The sequence below is a fragment of the Streptosporangium sp. NPDC000563 genome (assembly GCF_040299985.1).
In the GTDB taxonomy this organism is placed as follows: Bacteria; Actinomycetota; Actinomycetes; order Streptosporangiales; family Streptosporangiaceae; genus Streptosporangium.
The window spans coordinates 76,327-93,012 of the sequence record NZ_JBEPDA010000001.1; the positions used below are offsets into that span (position 1 = coordinate 76,327).

Annotated in this window: 16 protein-coding genes, 4 tRNA genes and 1 pseudogene; 7 read left to right on the top strand and 14 right to left on the bottom strand. The window is 66.3% G+C overall.

The features are described from left to right. Nucleotides 1-105: 105 nt before the first annotated feature. Nucleotides 106-672 carry a signal peptidase I gene (lepB, locus tag ABT352_RS00400; RefSeq protein WP_350941357.1) on the bottom strand — a complete coding sequence of 189 codons (567 nt, stop codon included), beginning with the start codon at nt 670-672 and terminating at the stop codon, nt 106-108. Between the two features lie 666 nt (nt 673-1,338). Between lepB and ABT352_RS00405 the strand changes: the two genes are divergently transcribed. Together ABT352_RS00405 and ABT352_RS00410 are read left to right on the top strand one after the other, a co-directional pair. Beyond that, nucleotides 1,339-1,563: a type II toxin-antitoxin system VapB family antitoxin gene (locus tag ABT352_RS00405; protein ID WP_350941358.1), complete on the top strand. Its 225-nt coding sequence runs from the start codon at nt 1,339-1,341 to the stop codon at nt 1,561-1,563. Beyond that, nucleotides 1,560-1,961, top strand: a complete 402-nt coding sequence (locus tag ABT352_RS00410) for a PIN domain nuclease (protein ID WP_350941359.1) — start codon at nt 1,560-1,562, stop codon at nt 1,959-1,961. The genes ABT352_RS00405 and ABT352_RS00410 overlap by 4 nt, the downstream gene beginning before the upstream one ends. Before the next feature lie 315 nt (nt 1,962-2,276). Here ABT352_RS00410 and ABT352_RS00415 read toward each other — a convergent pair. The 4 genes from ABT352_RS00415 to ABT352_RS00430 all read right to left on the bottom strand — a co-directional run bounded on the left by ABT352_RS00415 (nt 2,277) and on the right by ABT352_RS00430 (nt 4,235). Further along, a tRNA-Phe gene (locus ABT352_RS00415) sits at nt 2,277-2,350 on the bottom strand. A 28-nt stretch (nt 2,351-2,378) separates the two neighbouring features. Further along, nucleotides 2,379-2,453 (bottom strand) — tRNA-Asp (locus ABT352_RS00420). A gap of 103 nt (nt 2,454-2,556) precedes the next feature. Further along, nucleotides 2,557-2,629 (bottom strand) — tRNA-Glu (locus tag ABT352_RS00425). Nucleotides 2,630-2,720: 91 nt separating this feature from the next. Beyond that, a complete protein-coding gene (locus ABT352_RS00430) occupies nt 2,721-4,235 on the bottom strand; it encodes a metallophosphoesterase family protein (RefSeq protein WP_350941361.1) in 1,515 nt (504 codons plus the stop codon). Nucleotides 4,236-4,269: 34 nt separating this feature from the next. On the opposite strand from ABT352_RS00430, the gene ABT352_RS00435 reads away from it, so the two are divergent. Together ABT352_RS00435 and ABT352_RS00440 are read left to right on the top strand one after the other, a co-directional pair. Then, the gene (locus ABT352_RS00435) at nt 4,270-4,620 is read left to right on the top strand and encodes a metallopeptidase family protein (RefSeq protein ID WP_350941362.1); all 351 of its coding nucleotides are present in this window, start codon (nt 4,270-4,272) and stop codon (nt 4,618-4,620) included. A gap of 167 nt (nt 4,621-4,787) precedes the next feature. Next, nucleotides 4,788-6,083 (top strand): MFS transporter, encoded by a 1,296-nt coding sequence (locus ABT352_RS00440; protein ID WP_350941363.1) that lies wholly within the window; start codon nt 4,788-4,790, stop codon nt 6,081-6,083. 1 nt (nt 6,084) lies between these two features. On the opposite strand, the gene ABT352_RS00445 is transcribed toward ABT352_RS00440, so the two are convergent. Next, nucleotides 6,085-6,543: a PspC domain-containing protein gene (locus tag ABT352_RS00445; RefSeq protein ID WP_350941365.1), complete on the bottom strand. Its 459-nt coding sequence runs from the start codon at nt 6,541-6,543 to the stop codon at nt 6,085-6,087. A gap of 154 nt (nt 6,544-6,697) precedes the next feature. Between ABT352_RS00445 and ABT352_RS00450 the strand changes: the two genes are divergently transcribed. Further along, a complete protein-coding gene (locus ABT352_RS00450; RefSeq protein ID WP_350941366.1) occupies nt 6,698-7,855 on the top strand; it encodes an acyl-CoA dehydrogenase family protein in 1,158 nt (385 codons plus the stop codon). A 106-nt stretch (nt 7,856-7,961) separates the two neighbouring features. Here the strand turns inward: ABT352_RS00450 and ABT352_RS00455 are convergent, their stop codons facing one another. Then, a complete protein-coding gene (locus ABT352_RS00455) occupies nt 7,962-8,585 on the bottom strand; it encodes a 3'-5' exonuclease (RefSeq protein ID WP_350941368.1) in 624 nt (207 codons plus the stop codon). Nucleotides 8,586-8,701: 116 nt separating this feature from the next. On the opposite strand from ABT352_RS00455, the gene ABT352_RS00460 reads away from it, so the two are divergent. Beyond that, nucleotides 8,702-8,777: transfer RNA gene (locus tag ABT352_RS00460), tRNA-Lys, on the top strand. Nucleotides 8,778-9,032: 255 nt separating this feature from the next. Here the strand turns inward: ABT352_RS00460 and ABT352_RS00465 are convergent. The 3 genes and pseudogenes from ABT352_RS00465 to ABT352_RS00475 all read right to left on the bottom strand — a co-directional run. Next, complete coding sequence (locus ABT352_RS00465; RefSeq protein WP_350941369.1) at nt 9,033-9,941, bottom strand: tyrosine-type recombinase/integrase; 909 nt, start codon at nt 9,939-9,941, stop codon at nt 9,033-9,035. Nucleotides 9,942-10,787: 846 nt separating this feature from the next. Next, nucleotides 10,788-11,366, bottom strand: a complete 579-nt coding sequence (locus tag ABT352_RS00470) for a GNAT family N-acetyltransferase (RefSeq protein WP_350941370.1) — start codon at nt 11,364-11,366, stop codon at nt 10,788-10,790. A 266-nt stretch (nt 11,367-11,632) separates the two neighbouring features. Continuing rightward, nucleotides 11,633-11,908 (bottom strand): annotated as a pseudogene (locus ABT352_RS00475) (tyrosine-type recombinase/integrase); the annotation flags it as partial. 533 nt (nt 11,909-12,441) lie between these two features. Here ABT352_RS00475 and ABT352_RS00480 point away from each other — a divergent pair. Then, on the top strand, nt 12,442-12,819 hold the full coding sequence (locus tag ABT352_RS00480; protein ID WP_350941372.1) for a VOC family protein: 378 nt from the start codon (nt 12,442-12,444) through the stop codon (nt 12,817-12,819). 342 nt (nt 12,820-13,161) lie between these two features. On the opposite strand, the gene ABT352_RS00485 is transcribed toward ABT352_RS00480, so the two are convergent. The 4 genes from ABT352_RS00485 to ABT352_RS00500 all read right to left on the bottom strand — a co-directional run bounded on the left by ABT352_RS00485 (nt 13,162) and on the right by ABT352_RS00500 (nt 16,660). After that, nucleotides 13,162-13,677 carry a LuxR C-terminal-related transcriptional regulator gene (locus tag ABT352_RS00485; RefSeq protein ID WP_350941373.1) on the bottom strand — a complete coding sequence of 172 codons (516 nt, stop codon included), beginning with the start codon at nt 13,675-13,677 and terminating at the stop codon, nt 13,162-13,164. Next, nucleotides 13,563-13,850 (bottom strand): ATP-binding cassette domain-containing protein, encoded by a 288-nt coding sequence (locus ABT352_RS40725; RefSeq protein WP_502992730.1) that lies wholly within the window; start codon nt 13,848-13,850, stop codon nt 13,563-13,565. Before ABT352_RS40725 ends, ABT352_RS00485 begins: the two co-directional genes overlap by 115 nt. Nucleotides 13,851-13,970: 120 nt before the next feature. After that, nucleotides 13,971-15,194 (bottom strand): amidohydrolase, encoded by a 1,224-nt coding sequence (locus ABT352_RS00495; RefSeq protein ID WP_350941374.1) that lies wholly within the window; start codon nt 15,192-15,194, stop codon nt 13,971-13,973. After that, nucleotides 15,191-16,660, bottom strand: a complete 1,470-nt coding sequence (locus tag ABT352_RS00500; protein WP_350941376.1) for an MFS transporter — start codon at nt 16,658-16,660, stop codon at nt 15,191-15,193. Before ABT352_RS00500 ends, ABT352_RS00495 begins: the two co-directional genes overlap by 4 nt. Nucleotides 16,661-16,686: the final 26 nt, after the last annotated feature.

Below are 16,686 nucleotides of genomic sequence, written 5' to 3' on the forward strand. Positions count from 1 at the left end.
ACACGAAAAACCTGGGGGTTGGAAAGCGACGGGAACGATCAGGGCACCGCCCCATACGGCAGCAGCCACGAGCACCGTGATCGTCGAACGCTTCATGAGCGAGTTCTACTTCGCGGTGCTGACGTCGATGACTCCGATGACGTTGGACACAGGAACGGTGCCGTCAACCCCCACGCTATGGTGGTTACGCGAGTCAAGAGAGACATCGCGATTGTCGCCTTGGACCCAGATACGCCCCTCCGGGACGACTATCGGCTCGAAGATGAGCTGCGAAGCCCGCTCGTTGGTCACATATGGTTCATCCACCGGCTTACCGTCAATGACCATCCGATGCTGCGGGTCGCAGCAACTGACCGTGCTCCCTGGAACGCCGATGATTCGTTTGATCATGTAGCCGCCACTTCCGCCCCACGACTTAGGGGGCAGAAAGGCAATGACGTCACCCGCCTTGGGTGCGTACGTCCCGTCGGTCACCGTACCGGTTACCACGGCACCCTCCTTGAGCGTAGGCATCATCGCCTCGCTCGATTCGCGGTAGGACTCTCTTCCTGTCGCCTTGGAAATCAATGGCGCAGGTATGACCGAGCACGCGGAAACCCCCACAACCACAAACGGGATGATCAGCACACATAACGCACGAAACACCATCGCAGCATTATCAGGGCTGGACATCACTCCGATGACTCGCGCCTCATTACGATCTTGTAGCGGGATGCCTGAGCTTGTTCCGCTTCGGCGAACGCCCTTGGTGTGGTGGTCAGGCTGCCGGGGCGGCCTTGTAGATGTCGGGACCCACGTAGCCGAAGCCGACCTCGACCTGGAACGTCAGAACCCGTTGTCGTCAAGCACAACGAAAAGCGCCCCGGCCATGATCGGCTTGGGGCGTTTGTGCTGCTCAGTTGCTGTGGTCAGGTGCGGGGTCGAACCGCCGACCTTCCGCTTTCAGGCGGAGCGATCACCCTGCTCCTCTCGACGAACACGAGGTCATAAGGCGTTGGACGGCTGCAGCCGCGTGCTCACGGTGGCCGACGTCATCGTCACCGTTGTCGTCAACCCTCGCGTTCCAGAACCGGGACCGGCCGCACACCCCCCTCAGACATCAACACATGTTGCCCTCACTGGGGCCAGAACCGACCTGCAAGGGGTAGCCGTCACCCATCTGTATGCCACTGCCGTACACCACCTCCACAGACACATCCCAACCCCCGGCAACCGACAGCCTCCAACCTCCCGGCAGGGACGTGATCCTCCTTTTCGCGCGTTCAGGTTGCGAACAGCGTCTCCGGATCAACATCGCTGATATACTAATCTCAGTTTGTATATACAGGCGGGGGTGTCATGACCAAGACCCTGATCGACCTCGATGACGAGGCACTAGCCGAGGCCGCGAAGTTGCTCGGCACCTCGTCCAAGAAAGATACGGTCAACGCCGCTCTACGAGAGATCGTTGATCGACGCAAGCGGGCGGCGGCCGTCGCTCGCATGCGGGAGATGGTGGCTGAAGGCGAGATCGACTTCTCAGCCATCGACAAGGGTGACGGTGCAGGCCAGGCTGTGGCGTGACAGAGCTCTATCTCATCGATACCAGCGCCTTGGTCCGCTTCTATCGCGGCCAGGTCGGAACAGAATGGGACCAGACGGTCTCTGCCGGGCTCGTCGGCATCTGCGAGCCTGTCAGGCAGGAATATCTCCGAGCCGTCGGCGGTCGGCCGGCCTTCTATGAAGCAGGAAATCTGCTCCAGGAGACCTTCCCGTACTACGTCGTCCCCGAATCGGCCTGGGACGAGACGAGCGAGTTGCAACGCGAACTCGCCGACAAGGGGTGGCACCAGAGCGCCTCCCCGGTCGATCTCCTCATGGCCGTAACGGCTCGGCACCACAAGCTCACCGTGCTGCATGCCGACGCCGACTTCGAGACCATCTCCCGCCTGACCGGGCAGCCGGAGCGCCGAATCAACTGACGGATCAACAGAAGATCTTCAGGGATTCTTGAGCTGAGGTTCCCCCGTAGTCCGGACACCGGCGGTGCCAACAAGCTCCAGGGGCCGGCGGCTGGTGACGCCTTCGCGCTGTTCGGGGTTGAGGGCGAGGAGACAGAACAGTTCGGACTGGTCGCGTTGAGCGTTTCTTCTGCGACTGACATTCCTACGGTGAAGCGGCTCCTGATCCAAGGTGCGGAACTCGCTCCCTCAACGAAAAGAGCGCGTTGTCGTCAAGCACAACGAAAAGCGCCCCGGCCATAATTGGCTCGGGGCGTTTGTGCTGCTCAGTTGCTGTGGTCAGGGGCGGGGTCGAACCGCCGACCTTCCGCTTTTCAGGCGGACGCTCGTACCGACTGAGCTACCTGACCTCGGTGGTGGATCGAACACCTACCAGAGCGGTCCTGACGGGACTTGAACCCGCGACCTCCACCTTGACAGGGTGGCGAGCACTCCAAACTGCTCTACAGGACCTTGCTTCCGGGGCTTTTGTCCCGGTCGTTCTTGCCTCGCTTAGCCTACCAGTTTTCCGGAGGTCTTCGACCTGCCGTTTCCCTGGCGAGCCTTGGCTCGGCCGTGCCCCCAACGGGATTCGAACCCGTGTCGCCGCCTTGAAAGGGCGGTGTCCTAGGCCACTAGACGATGGGGGCTCAAGACTCTCGTCTCGTTCCGTTGCCGTCTTCCGTTGGAGACCTCTGAAGCATAGGGGACTTTTGCCCTGTTGCCAAAGCGGTTTGCGACCTACGGCGACGGTGTGACGGTGACGGACCCCGTTGGAGACGGGGCGGTCGTCGGCACAGGAGAAATTGTACGGCCAGGGTCGGTCTCAACGTGACGCTGGATCTGAACCGACTGCTCGCCCAGCCCGCCCAGGGTGATGTCGTCCCAGGCCCGCAGGCGGTTCGTGTGGGCGTCGAAGTACAGAACGGAGGCCTCGACGGGGGTCGGCTCGTCGTGTTCGAGGGCCCGCAGGCCGGCTCCGCCGGTGGATCCCTGGACCAGGACGCGGGTGCCGGAGGGCAGCAGCTCGGTGGATCGCGCGTGGGAGTGGCCGGCGAGGACCATCGGGGCCGCTCCGGAGAGCCCCTTGGCGATCGTCGGGTCGTGGACGGCGACAAGATCGACCTGCTTGGGCAGCTTCGCCAGTTCGGCGGCGTGCGAGCGGCCGAGGGCGTCGAGCGATTCGAGGTTCGAGTCGACGGGGACGGATTTGTCCGGGGTGAACCGGGGGTCGCCGATGCCGTAGATGCGCAGCCCCGCCACGGTCTTGGCCTCGCCGTCGAGGACGACCGCGCCCTTCTGTTTGGCCACGGCCCGCTGGGTGGCCATGGAGTCGTGGTTGCCCCTGACGAAGACGTACGGGACCCCGAAGGTGCTGATCTCCTCGGTGAACCTGTCCTCGGGGCCCGTGCCGTGGTCGGTCAGGTCGCCGGTGTCGATGATCGCGTCGATCTTGAACTGGGTGGTGATGGAGCGGATGAGGTTCCAGGCGATGGGGCTGAGATGGATGTCGGAGACGTGCAGCACCCGGATCGAGGTGGGGTCGGCGTCGTAGACCGGCAGGGCGGAGACGGTGTCGTAGAGCTGGGAGACGTTGTTGACGAGTTTGGCGAGCTGGACCCGGTAGGACTCGAACCTGGTCACGATCGACTCGGCGTCGCCGACGAGGGACGGCGCGCCGGCGAGCAGGCCGGTGTACTTGGGCTCCACCACCGAGTCGGGCCTGAAGGTGAGGGCGATGGCGGCCCCCGTGCCGGCGATCGCGACGGTGATGCCCAGCAGGCCCGCGAGGGCCGGTCCCGGCCTGCGGAAGACGATCAGGGACGTCACCAGGGCGCCCACCAGGCCGCTGAGCGCGGCGCGCAGGACCAGCGTCCTGACTCCGGCGCCCAGTTCCTCCTCCAGGAGCGCGGGGAGGCGGTCGGCGGAGAAGCGCGGGTCGTCCAGGAATCCGCGGGCCCGCTCGGGGTTGATGTTCTCCAGGGTCACCCGGAGGCCGACGGGGGCGTCGTGGGTGTCGAACAGAAGTGTGCCGAAGGGGTGTGCGTCGACGACGGTCTCCCCGGTCCACGAGGGTTCCGCCGACATGCCGAGCTCCACCGGGCCGACGTTGGCCCGTACGGCACCGCCCAGCATGACGCCGAGCCACGCACCGGCCAGGGCGACGGCGGCGACGGCCACGCCGCGGGCGATTCGCCCGGTGGCGAGACCGGTGACGAAACGGCGGGCTCCCTGGGTCCAATCAGCGAATTTCATGCGCCTCCACCTCTACCCGGGATCACGGGGCAGAATGACGGGTGTGATCGAGATCTCGCGGGAGAAGTTTGAGGAGCTAGTGGCCGAAGCCCTGGACACCATTCCCCCCGAGCTGACGAAAGTCATGGACAACGTGGTGCTCGTCGTCGTGGACGACCCCCCTGAACCGAATCTTCTGGGCCTCTACACGGGTATTCCGCTCACCGAGCGGGGCGACTGGTACGCAGGAGTGTTACCCGACCGGATCGAGATCTACCGCAACCCGATCTGCTCGATCTGCGAGACCGAGGACCAGGTCATCGAAGAGGTTCAGATAACCGTCGTTCATGAGATCGCCCACCATTTCGGCATCGACGATGACCGGTTGCACGAGCTGGGCTGGTAAGTAGCCCGCACTGCACGTCAAAGGCCTTCTTTCCGGAATGTCGCGGCTTATCATCACAGTTTGCATGCGCTTAATCGCTTTCGGTTGCGCAGCGGCTCCGTAACAGGCACCGTAGGTTACACAGTGAACACCCACAGTCAGTGTGCCTGCGAGCTCAGCGGAGTCCTATGGCGGCGACAAAGTCCGGCCGACTACCCGGGCGGCACCGCCGTCCGGCGGAACGCCAAGCGACCTACGGCGAGGTCATCGCCATCAGGGAGTTCCGTGCGCTCTGGCTGGGCCAAGGGCTTTCCCTCCTCGGTGACCAGCTCTCACGGGTGGCACTGTCCATTCTCGTCTTCGAACGGACGGACTCACCCCTCGCGACGGCCTCGGTCTACGCCCTGACCTACCTGCCGCCGATCATCGGCGGGCCGCTTCTCGCGGGACTCGCCGACCGCTACGCCCGCCGGGGCATCATGATCACCTGCGACCTGCTCCGGGCCCTCCTCGTCGCGCTCATGGCGGTGCCCGGCGTCTCGTTCGCCACGCTCTGCGTGCTGGTCTTCTGCGTGGTGCTGCTCAGCGCGCCGTTCTCCGCGGCGCGGGCGGCTCTGCTGCCCGAGCTGCTCAAGGGCGATCGCTACGTGGCGGGCTCGGCCCTGCAGAACATGACCAACCAGGGCGCGCAGATGCTCGGCTTCGCCGTCGGCGGCTTCCTGATCATGGGAATGGGTCCGTACCGCGCGCTGGCGCTGGACGCGTCGACCTTCCTCGCCTCCGCGCTCATCATCGTCTCCGGGGTACGGCGGCGTCCCGCGCCTCTCCCCGCCGACGAGAACCGGCCCTCGATGTGGACGATGACCCGCGCCGGCGCCAGGCTGGTCTTCGGCGACCCCCGGCTGCGTACGCTGGTGCTCTTCGCCTGGCTCTGTGGCTTCTACGTGCTGCCCGAGGGGATCGCCGCCCCGTACGCCGCGGAGCTGACCGGAAATCCCCAGCAGCTCTCGCTGGTCACCGGTCTGCTGATGGGCGCCATGCCCACCGGCACCGTCGTCGGCGCGTTCCTTTTCAGCCGCTACGTCAGCCCATCGAACCGGTTGCGATCGATGGGCCGGATGGCGATGCTCACCTGCGCGCCGCTGATCCTGTGCGCCGCGCAGCCACCGCTTCCTGTGGTGCTGCTGTTGTGGTTCGTCTCGGGCCTGGGTGGGGCCTACCAGCTCGCGGCCAACGCCGCGTTCGTGCAGTGTGTCCCCTCCGAGCGGCGGGGACAGGCCTTCGGTCTCGTCCAGTCCGGCCTGCTCGCCTCCCAGGGCGTCGGCATCCTGATCGGCGGAGCCGCCGCCGACCACCTCGGCCCCGAGCTGGTGGTCGCGCTGGCCGGCGCGGCCGGGCTCGCCGTGGCGGCCGCGCTGGCCGTGTTCTGGAGAGGTTCCCGTAAGGAGATCATCGAGAGGGTTCGCGCGGAGGCGACCTCCTGACTCACACCTGGGGACGGGTGTCGTCCTGCCGCGGCTCCGTGCCGTACGGGGCCTGAGTGGGCGTGCCGTACGGGGCCTGGGGGGCGGCAGGCGGGAAGGGGGCCTGGTGGGTGGGGTACTCCGAACCCGGCTGGTGCGGCGCGCGGTGCTGGTTGGTGGCCTTGGCCCAGCCCTGCTCGGCCTTGGTCTTGGCGTCCACCCAGATCGGGTTGTCCTTGTTCTTCTCGACCATGTCCTGCAGGAGCGACCTGTCCTTCCTCTCGTCGGGCAGGAGCACCCAGCCGATCGCGTAGACCGCGATACCGAGGCCACCGAAGAAGGTGGCGATCGCGAGGGCCGCGCGGATGATGTTGGGGTCCACTCCGATGTAGCGCCCGAGACCGGAGGCCACACCCGCGATGATGCGCCCGTCCTTGGTCCTCTGAAGCTTCTTGACGCCGGTGAAGTCGTTTTCGTTCATATCCACAGACTGCCCGAGAGTGAGCTTTCCTCACATCGGGATTCCCCCTGGCACGACCCTGACTCCCACCCCTTCCTAGGCCGGTCACGACCCTGACCTCCGTCCCACCGGCACCGGTAATACCCTGACAGGGCCGAAGAGAGAGGGAAATCCCATGGACGATCTCCTGCGCATCGACGACGCGCTCGCAGAGGAGCAGCGCCTCATCCGCGACACCGTACGAGAGTTCGTCGCGGACCGGATCCTCCCCCACGTCGGCGACTGGTTCGAGGAAGCCGTCTTCCCCGCCCGCGAGCTCGCCCCGGCCCTCGGCTCGCTCGGCGTGCTGGGCATGCACCTGGAGGGGTACGGCTGCGCGGGCCTCGACGCCGTCTCGTACGGCGTGGCCTGTCGTGAGCTGGAGGCGGGAGACTCCGGGCTGCGGTCGTTCGTGTCCGTGCAGGGCTCGCTCGCGATGTTCCCGATCTGGAAGTACGGCTCCGACGAGCAGAAGGACGAGTGGCTCCCCAGGATGGCCGCGGGCGAGGCGATCGGCTGCTTCGGCCTGACCGAGCCCGACCAGGGCTCCGACCCCGCCGGCATGCGCACCCACGCCAAGCAGGACCCCTCGGGCGACTGGATACTCAACGGCTCCAAGATGTGGATCACCAACGGCTCCGTCGCCGACATCGCCGTGGTCTGGGCGCGGACCGAGGACGGCGTCCGCGGTTTCGTGGTGCCCACGGACACCCCGGGGTTCAGCGCCCCGGAGATCCACAGGAAGATGTCCCTGCGGGCCTCGGTGACCTCCTCGCTCTACTTCGACGACGTACGCCTGCCCGCCTCCGCCGTACTGCCCGGGGTGCGCGGCCTGAAGGGCCCGCTGTCATGCCTGTCCGAGGCCCGTTTCGGCATCGTGTGGGGCGTGGTGGGCGCCGCCCGCGCCTGCCTGGAGTCGGCCGTCGACTACTCCACCTCCCGCGTCCAGTTCGGCAGGCCCATCGGCGGTTTCCAGCTGACCCAGGAGAAACTCGCCTGGATGTACGTCGGCGTGGGGCAGTCGCAGCTCACCGCCCTCCACCTGGGCCGCCTCAAGGACGAGGGCACCCTCACCCCGCACCAGGTCAGCTTCGGCAAGCTCGCCAACGTCCGCGCCGCCCTGGACATCGCCCGCCAGGCGCGCTCCATCCTGGGCGGCAACGGCATCACACTGGAGTATCCGGTGATCCGGCACATGAACAACCTGGAGAGCGTGCTGACGTACGAGGGCACCCAGGAGATTCACACCCTCGTGCTCGGCGAGGCCCTGACCGGCATCCCCGCCTACCGCTGACCATCTCCGGGATCATCGGTTTCCCTGATCCGCCGACGGCGGGGAGACCCCTTCGGGGACTCATTTTTCCGGACTCACCTTCCGCGCTCTCGACGGCTTTCCGGGCTCACCGGCGACGCGGAGGCCGCTGGGGAAGCCCGGAGGGCCGCCACTCGGGGGCCTGGGCCGCCCTGCTGAGCTCCTCCTCCCAGGAGACGCCCGTACGCAGGTAGTGACGGAGCAGTTCGGCCCCGGCGCGGGCATCGGCCAGCGCGGCGTGGGCCCCGAGCAGCGGGATTCCGGCGCGCTCGCAGCACGCGGCGAGCGTCCACCTGCCCTCGGGGATGAAGGCGGGCGCCAGCCGCTGCGTACACAGGGTCTCGGTCACCCACTCACTGCCGGGAAGGCTCCGCAGGAAGCGCAGGTCGAAGGAGGCGTTGTGCGCCACCAGGACCCGGCCGGCGATCCGCCGCCAGATCTCGTCCAGCAACTCCTCGATCACCGGCGCGCCCTGGACCATCGCGTTGGTGATGCCGTGGACGTGGACGGCCCCGGTGCCGCGCCGGGGATCGACGAGCGAGTGCCACTCGTCGACGATCTCGCCCCGGGTGTCCAGCGAGACGAGCGCGATCTCGCAGATCCGGTCCCCCCTCGACGGCGAGAAACCGGTGGTCTCGACATCGACCACGACATACCCTGGGCGCGTGGAGACCTGGGAGGCGAAGGCGGGCTCAAGCCCCGAGCTCGTCATGCCTGCCACTCTAGGAGCCGATCCCGCCCCCCACCGGGTGTTCCGCAAACCGATGACCATGAATAGGCCTGGCGACGGACGTCAGTGGACACTATCCTCGGTACGCTGTCACCTGCGGGGCGTTAGCTCAATGGTTAGAGCTGCGGACTTTTAATCCGTAGGTTCTGGGTTCGAGTCCCAGGCGCCCTACCACTCGCGAGCAGGAACGTAGGCTCTGACCTGGGCCTACGTCCCTAGCGATCTTTCTCCGCCCATGCAGCCGGATGCAGTCGAATGCAGCCGTCTGCCAGGAGTCCCGGAATATACGCGGAATGGGACCGCCGCTGTTTCCCCAGGTCAGCCCGAGAGTCACGGAAGCTCGCGGAACGATTCCGGGACCATGGGAGCCGACACGACAAAGGACCCCGAGGGCTACCCGGAGTCCTTCGTGTCCTGCTGTTGAGAATGTCACGTCGTGAGCACTTCCAAGATCCGTTTGTTGGCCACCTCGTGTTGGCCGTCGATGCACTTGGCGTAGACCTTGAGCAGCACATCCACCCCGTGCCCCGCCCGCTCCGCCACCTCCGGCGCGTGGACCCCCGCGTTCAGCCACAGTGAGACCGCCGCGTGCCGCAGGTCGTACGGTCTGCGTGCGAGCGGCGAGGCGACCTGGTCAGGCGTGAAGGCGTACGACCGGGCCTGCTTCCAGACCATCGAGACCGTGGAGCCGGGGAAGCTCTGGCCGGTACGGGTCCGAAACAGCCGGCCATCCTCGGCGACGCCGTACCGCTCGATGTGCCCGCGCAGGATGGCCACCAGTTCCGGGGGGATCGGCACGGTCCGCGTGGCTTTCTCGTCGCGGTGCTTGAGCCCTCGTTCGTCGTTGGACTCTCCCGAGTCGGTGTAACGCTTGTTGCTCTCCGGCCGGGTCTTCTCCAAGGTGAGCGTGCCCCATCCGGTCTCCGGAAGCTCACAGTTCGCCTTGCGCAGACCGGCCGCCTCAGCCGGGCGAAGACCGGCGAAGTACATGCAGGCGAACATGGCCGCCATCATCTGGCCACGGGTACGGCCCGCATAGGTCACCGCGATCAACAGCTGACGGGCCTGCTCAGGATTGACCACCGACCGACGATCGATCTCGCCACCGGTTTTGACCTTGCGGAACTTGACCTTGTGGATCGGATTTGCCGAAAGCTCCCCCAGCTCCACGGCGTACTCCAGAACGTGATGGAAGACCGCCCGCTTACGCCGGTAGGTCAAGGCGGCGGCGCGGCGCGCCGCCGCACGGCCCTCCCCCCGCCCGCCGTCCGGGCGTGCGGCGTGGGCGCCGGTCCCGAACGGCGGCGGAAATCGGGCCGCCCGCCGCACCGCCCACACGCCGCACCAAACCAACCCGCCGCACTGAGGCCGCACCGCCTCTCAGGGGCGAAAGTCGCAATCACCGGCCCAAATCTTCCCAAGGCTCCTCGGTACGCTCCGCATCGGCGCTGGCCGCTCCGCTTCTCTGGTGACATCCACCGGCTATGACCTACAGTCACTCACTATGTATGGTCGCCGGATCTTCCTGACGATTGGTTCGCTTGCCCTCCTGTTGGGTGGATGCCAGACCATAGGGAGCACAGGCATGAACGGATCCGGGCGACCCGTCACTCTCGCTCTGATAGGCATCGGCTTCATGCTGGGCGCGGTCGCCATGGCCATCATCGAGCAGCGAGACAAAAAGCAAGAGCCTCCGGCGGGGGCACTTCGGCTCCGGGATGATCGGCAGGAGCAAGAGCCAGGTTCGTAGGTGGTTGGGGGCCGGCTCTTCCCGTCGCCGTCGTCCCAGGGCAAGCCGAGCAGACCGGGGCCAGGGCGCCAAGGTCGTTCGTCCGGTGGGGCGCTCCACCTTGGCGCCCTGGCCCCGGCCCGCTCCCCGGAGGGTGGGACGACGGCGACGGGAAGATCCGGCGGGGGAGGTGTGTGCGTCCGCACGGGGTTCTCAGGCCGTGCCCGTTGCGTGCCCGTCAGGAGGGTCACCAAGGGGGAAGCACGGGGACTCACGGGCAAGGCGAAACCACCTCTGACCTGTAACGCAGCAGCTCATAGGGTCGCGTGCCGAGATCTTGTAAACTGTTGTACAGCGTTGAAGCTGGTACCGCCCTTGAACGATCCGGTGCTTGGTTCCTCAATACCGGCTCGCCGGATCGGCAAGAATTCTTCTTTGATTATCCTCACGGGTCGTCACAAGGAGCGCCACCGGTCGGCGCTGAGCCGATAGAGCACCGCATGGCGGACCGGACTCTCCGCCGGAACGAGCGGGTAATCGAAGTCATCCGCCGGATCTCGGGTCATTCCCAGCCGCTCCATCACCGCACGGGAACGGATATTGGACACGGTGGTCATGGACACGATCTCCGTCAGTTCCGCCACCTCGAAACCGTGGGCCAGTGCCGCGCGGGCCGCTTCCGTGGCGTAACCATGGCCCCACGCGGAACGGGCCAGCCGCCAGCCAATCTCGACCGCCGGCGTGAAGTGCGCCTCGAAGGTCTGCACCGCCAAACCGGTCCAGCCGATGAACTGTCGCGTCTCGCGGACTTCGAGCGCCCACAACCCATAGCCGTACCTATCGAATCCCGCCTCGATGCGATCGACCATTCGATCGCTCTGCTCCGGGGTGAGAGCCGAGGAGAGAAACTCCGTGACCTCAGGGTCGGCGTTCAACGCCGCGTAAGGCTCCCGGTCGGTCTCCTGCCACCGACGCATGACCAAGCGTTGGGTCTCCAGCATGAAACTCTCCATCGACGTGATCGGATCCAGCATGAGTCGCACATCCTAGGAGGCAACGGAAGGTTTCAAGATCCGGACTATGTGCGGATTGCCCGCGCTGGACCCGACGAGGCATCGCTCGAAGGCGCCAGGTCAGAGCACTGAGAAAGCCAATAAGCGCCCTCCACTTTTAATCCGTAGGTTCTGGGTTCGAGTCCCAGGCGCCCTACCCCAATGAACTGGGCAGACTTCCCATTTTCCATGATCGGGAAGCCTGCCCAGTTGCATTTCCAGTTGCAGTTACGACCAGTTCGTTGCCGTCAGCCGTCCCACAGTGCCCGCCCCATCCGGCCCGCCGCCTCGATCGCCAGTGCCTCCGTGATGTGGGTGTACCGCTTGGTCGTGGTCAGCTGGGAATGGCCGAGGACCGCCTGAATCACTCGGATGTCCACCCCTTGTTCAAGCAGGAGTGTCGCGGCCGTATGACGCGCGTCGCGAACGCGGGCGTCCTTGTCGATCTCAGCGAGTCGCAGGACTTCCTGCCAGCCGTCCCAGTCGTCCCCGGCATCGATCGGGCTTCCGTTCGGCGTGCACCATACGAGATCCCAGTCTTTCCAACTTCCCCGCCGCTTCCCGTTCGAGCCTCTGAGACTCCTTGTGGCGCTTGAGAAGGATGATCAGGGTAGGAGGTAAGGCGATGGACCGTTTGCCCTTGCCCTTCGGCTTGGTGAACGTCCGCCCCCGGCACGGTTCGGGCAGGCAAGAGTGGGGTGCCCCGATCTTCCCGGACACGGACCCAAGTAGGGGGCGCTCGATGAAAAACAGAACGTAGAGCCTCTTGAGGAAGACCGTGTCGACGTGGAACAGATCGCATGCCCAGATGCCCTTGGCCCGCGCCTTCACGGTGCCGGCGCAGCAACGTCACATTCCGGCTCGTGATCGGCCCATCGGAGAACAGCCGGGCCGCCGCCGAAATCGAACGCTCGGCCCCCAATCTGGCCCATGCGCCGTTGCTCCGGCGGGCACTCACCCGGCCTGGCGGCCGCTCCTATCATGGAAACGAGGAGGCGAAAGACGTCGCGGCCCTTGTCGTACCCCCGCGTAGGGACCGTCTGGGAAGGAGATCGACATGTCAGTGCGGTTGAATCACACTATTGTGGCAGCCCGTGACCGCGAGGAGACCGCCGCGTTTCTGGTGGAGATTCTCGGTCTGCCGCCCGCGACGGCCTTCGGGCCGTTCCTCGTCGTCGATCTCGGCAACGAAGTGTCTCTCGACGTCGCCGGAGCCGATGGTCCCGTGCATCCCCAGCACTATGCCTTCCTGGTCACTGAGGAGGAGTTCGACCAGATCTGGGGCCGGATCAAGGGCCGCGGACTCACCTTCTGGGCCGACCCGTTCCACCAGCGGCCGGGTCAGATCAACACCAACGACGGCGGTCGCGGCCTGTACTGGTCCGACCCCAACGGCCACAACCTGGAGATCATCACTCGCCCGTATGGAGGGTGAGCGGAATCTGAGAGATTGGGTCCGACATAGATCCTCACGACTTTTAATCCGTGGGTTCAGGGTTCGAATTCCTGGCGCCCCACCACTTATGACCTAATTTGACCGGTGGTTCTGGGCCGGTTTGGGGCCTCGGCGGCGAGGCGAGATCGGCCGTGGTTGCTCGCCGGTTGCTCATTGGTACGTCCCCGCGCAGCGGGAACATCGCCGCGGGCCCTCACACGAAGCCGGACGCGCATGACGGCCACAGAACAACCCTCGAGAGCGACCCGGCGGGGCTCTCTCCTCCCTGAACAGCCCGGCTAAGGGTCAAGCCCTGGCCAAAGACGGTCGGCAGAGGCGATCTCAGCGGTACGGAACTGCACCGGCGCGGAACGCGATGATGACCGCATGCACCCGGTCGCGAGCTCCGATCTTCGCGAACACCCGCCCTACGTAGTCCTTCACAGTCGACTCCGCGAGATGCAGGCGCGTGGCGATCTCCGCGTTCGTGGCGCCCTCGCCGATTGCCACGAGGATCTCGCGTTCCCGGTCCGTCAAGGCCGTGACCGCGGCGAGCGCCAATGACCGATCCTCGTTGTCGCGCCACGACAGGGGTGTCGCGGCGAGCCGGTCGAGCAGACGCCGAGTGGCGCTCGGCGCTATCACCGCATCTCCAGCGGCGATGGCCCGGATCGCAGAAAGGATCTCCGTCGGCTCCGCGTCCTTGGTCAGGAACCCGCTCGCGCCCGCCTCCAGCCCCGCGATCACGTACTCGTCGACGTCGAACGTCGTGAGGAGAAGGACTCTGGTCTCGCGTAGGCCGGCAATGATCTGCCGGGTGGCCTCGATGCCGTCTGTCCCGGGCATCCGCACGTCCATGATGACCAGGTCCGGGCGCAGCCGCTCCGCCTGACGGATCGCATCGTCGTCGATTTCCCCGCGCCGTTCGGCCCGAGGAATCCGGTCACCACCCCGGGACGGACGGTGAACGACAGGTCGTCGACGACGGTCTTCTCGCCGTAGCGTTTGGTCAGATTCCGAGAAACGATCACCCCCCACGCCAGGAATCCGTCGACGGTGTGACATCTGCCCTCAGTACCAACATGGGTGTGTCCGTGGTACCGACCTCCGATGACCGCAGTACCGGTGATGACGCTCGGTGCGTTCCCGACTCACGCCCCGGTGGGCTCGAGACCCGCGCGCAACGCCTCATGTGAGAGTTGACCGAGGTGAGGTCCCGTGACGACGTCGACGACGGTGAGAGCCATCGCCAGGGCGCCGTCGATGGCGGCGCGTTCCGCGGCCGGGCCTGTCGCGTCCGCGGTGAACTCGGGGGTGTGCGGCCAGGACGTACTCCCGAGGACCGCGATAAGAGGGTGAATCGATGGCACCGCGTGCGACACGTTTCCCATGTCGGTGGACCCGGCCGCGGGGCGCGGCCGTTCGCGTATTTCGCGGCCGAGCGATGCAAGGCTGCGGTCCCATGCGGCTGCCAGGATCGGATCCTGCCGCATGTCGGCGTATGTCGGCTCCGCTTCATCCCAGCTCCATGTGCATCCCGCCGCCGTCGCTCCTCCCTCGAAGCAGGTGAGAATTCGTCGTCGTGTCTCTTGCAGGTCCTCAAGGGTGTCGGCCCGGACCTCGACACGCACGGCGGCCGCGGCGGGGACGACATTGGTCGTCTGCCCGCCCTCGGAAACGAACGCATTGGCGCGAACGCCGTCGGGGAGATGCTGGCGGAGCAGACCGAGGGCGACGAGTCCGATTGTCGCCGCGTTTGAGGCGTTGTCGCTGCTCGGAGTAGGCCCGCCCGTATGTCCCGGCCGGCCTTGGAACATGATGTGCAATCGGCACACGGCCTGCGTGCGGACATCGAGGCAGCGGACGTCCTCGCCGGGAGCACCGTGCACCATGAGGGAGAACGTGACGTCGTCCCACGCGCCCGCATCCAGCATGATCACCTTTCCGCCGCCGTGCTCCTCCGCGGGGGTGCCGAGCAGCTTGATACGGAGGCCGATTCGATCGGCGACAGCCGTCAGTGCGATGGCCGCGCCGACGGCTGCCGCGCCGATGATGTTGTGACCGCACGCGTGACCGATGCCGGGGAGCGCGTCGTACTCGGCGCAGATCGCCACGGTCACGTCGCCGCTCCCATAGGTCGCCTCGACCGCGGTGTCGAGTCCATACGCGCCGATCGCGACGTCGAAGCCCGCGGCCTCGAGCTCTCGCGCGACGAGGGTCGACGCGTGGCGCTCCTGGAAGGCGATCTCGGGAACTCGGTGTATCTCTCGGCTGAGTGCGATCGCGGACTCCTCCCATTCCGTCCGGGAGGCGAGGATCGCCTCCCGGACAGAGTTGGACGATTCCGGATGGGAAGGGCGTTTTGCGATGGTCATCTTTCCTCGATCGGCTCGGCGGTGGGGGATTCGACGGTGGATGTCTCGTCGGTGTCAGGTTCTCTCGCCACGCGCATCCGCAGGGCGAGGGCGGAGAGCGCCAGGGAGATCACCAGGCAGATCCCCCAGACGGCGAAGAACGACAGGGGCGTCGAACTCACCGCGGTCGATCCTTCGACGCTCCGCGTGGTGACGAAGAGGGACATCACCAGCGCGAAGACGGCGCCCGCGACCGCGCCCGCCGCAGTGCGCGCGGTGTTGAACAACGCCGAGGCGATGCCCACGGAATCGGCGGGTGCGTTGCGCACCACGATCGAGGGGAGGACGGCGAGGAGGACACCGGCGGAAAGACCGCCCAAGGCCATCCAACCGATGAACATCGCCGTCGACCCGGAGAAGATGATCATGAGGGCGAAGCTCGCCCCCGCGACGACGCCGGCCAGCGCGACGGCTCTCGGCGGGGTGACCCACCGCGCAAGGCGTTCGCCGAGCAGCGTCCCGGCGAACGCGGCGATCGCGTAGAGCACGATGATGGCGCCGGCACCGGCCGGGGGCAGACCGAGTCCGTATCCCTCCCGGGCCGGATCGCTGAGAAGCCAGAGGAAGCTCGCGGTCTGCCCGCCGTAGGTCTGCGCTCCGAAGAGGGCGGATACGACGATCGGCAGGCCGATGCCGCTCTTCGCCAGCATTGACAGATCGACCAGGGGGTTCTCCACCCGGCGCTCCACGAACACCCAGAGCGTGAGCACGACGACGCCGCCGAGCACCAGAGAGAGGGTCCTCGCCTCGAGCCAGCCCCAGGCGCCGCCGTTCGAAATTCCCGTGAGGGTGGCGAGGAGACCGGCCGTGAGCAGGATCGCGCCCGTCCAGTCGATGCGGCCTTTCTTGCGTACGGTCGTCTCGGGCACGAGAAAGATCACCACCGGAACGCACAGGGCGATGAAGATCGCGGGGAACAGCAGGACCACGTTCAGGTTCTGCGTCGAGGCGTACAGCAGGCCAGAGGCGAGTGAGCCGACAGCCGCGCCGAGAGTGAGGGCACCGACCAGGACGCCGATGTTCCTGCTTGCCGACTTCACGTCGCGGGAGCGGACGATCGCGAACTCAAGCGGCAGGAAAGCCGCCAGCGGCGCCTGAAGCGCGCGACCGAGAAGGAACAGCTCGAAGGTCGGCGCGAAGGCGACGACCAGCGAGCCGACGGCAACGAGTGCCGCCGCGACGACGAGGAGCCGCTTGTGGCCGAACATGTCCCCGAGCTTCGCCAGGATCGGGACACACGCGACCGTGACCAGCATGTACATCGCGTTGACCCAGTTGAGGGAGCCCGCGCTGACGGAGAACTGCTGCCCGATCGCCGCGAGCAGAGGCGAGAACCACCCCTGCAGCATGCCGCTCCCCAGCTCCATGACGACCAGAAAGCCCACGACACCGAACGGCGATCGGGAGCGGAAGGCGAATCGCATCATCAATGACTCCAGTGTCAGCGCGGACA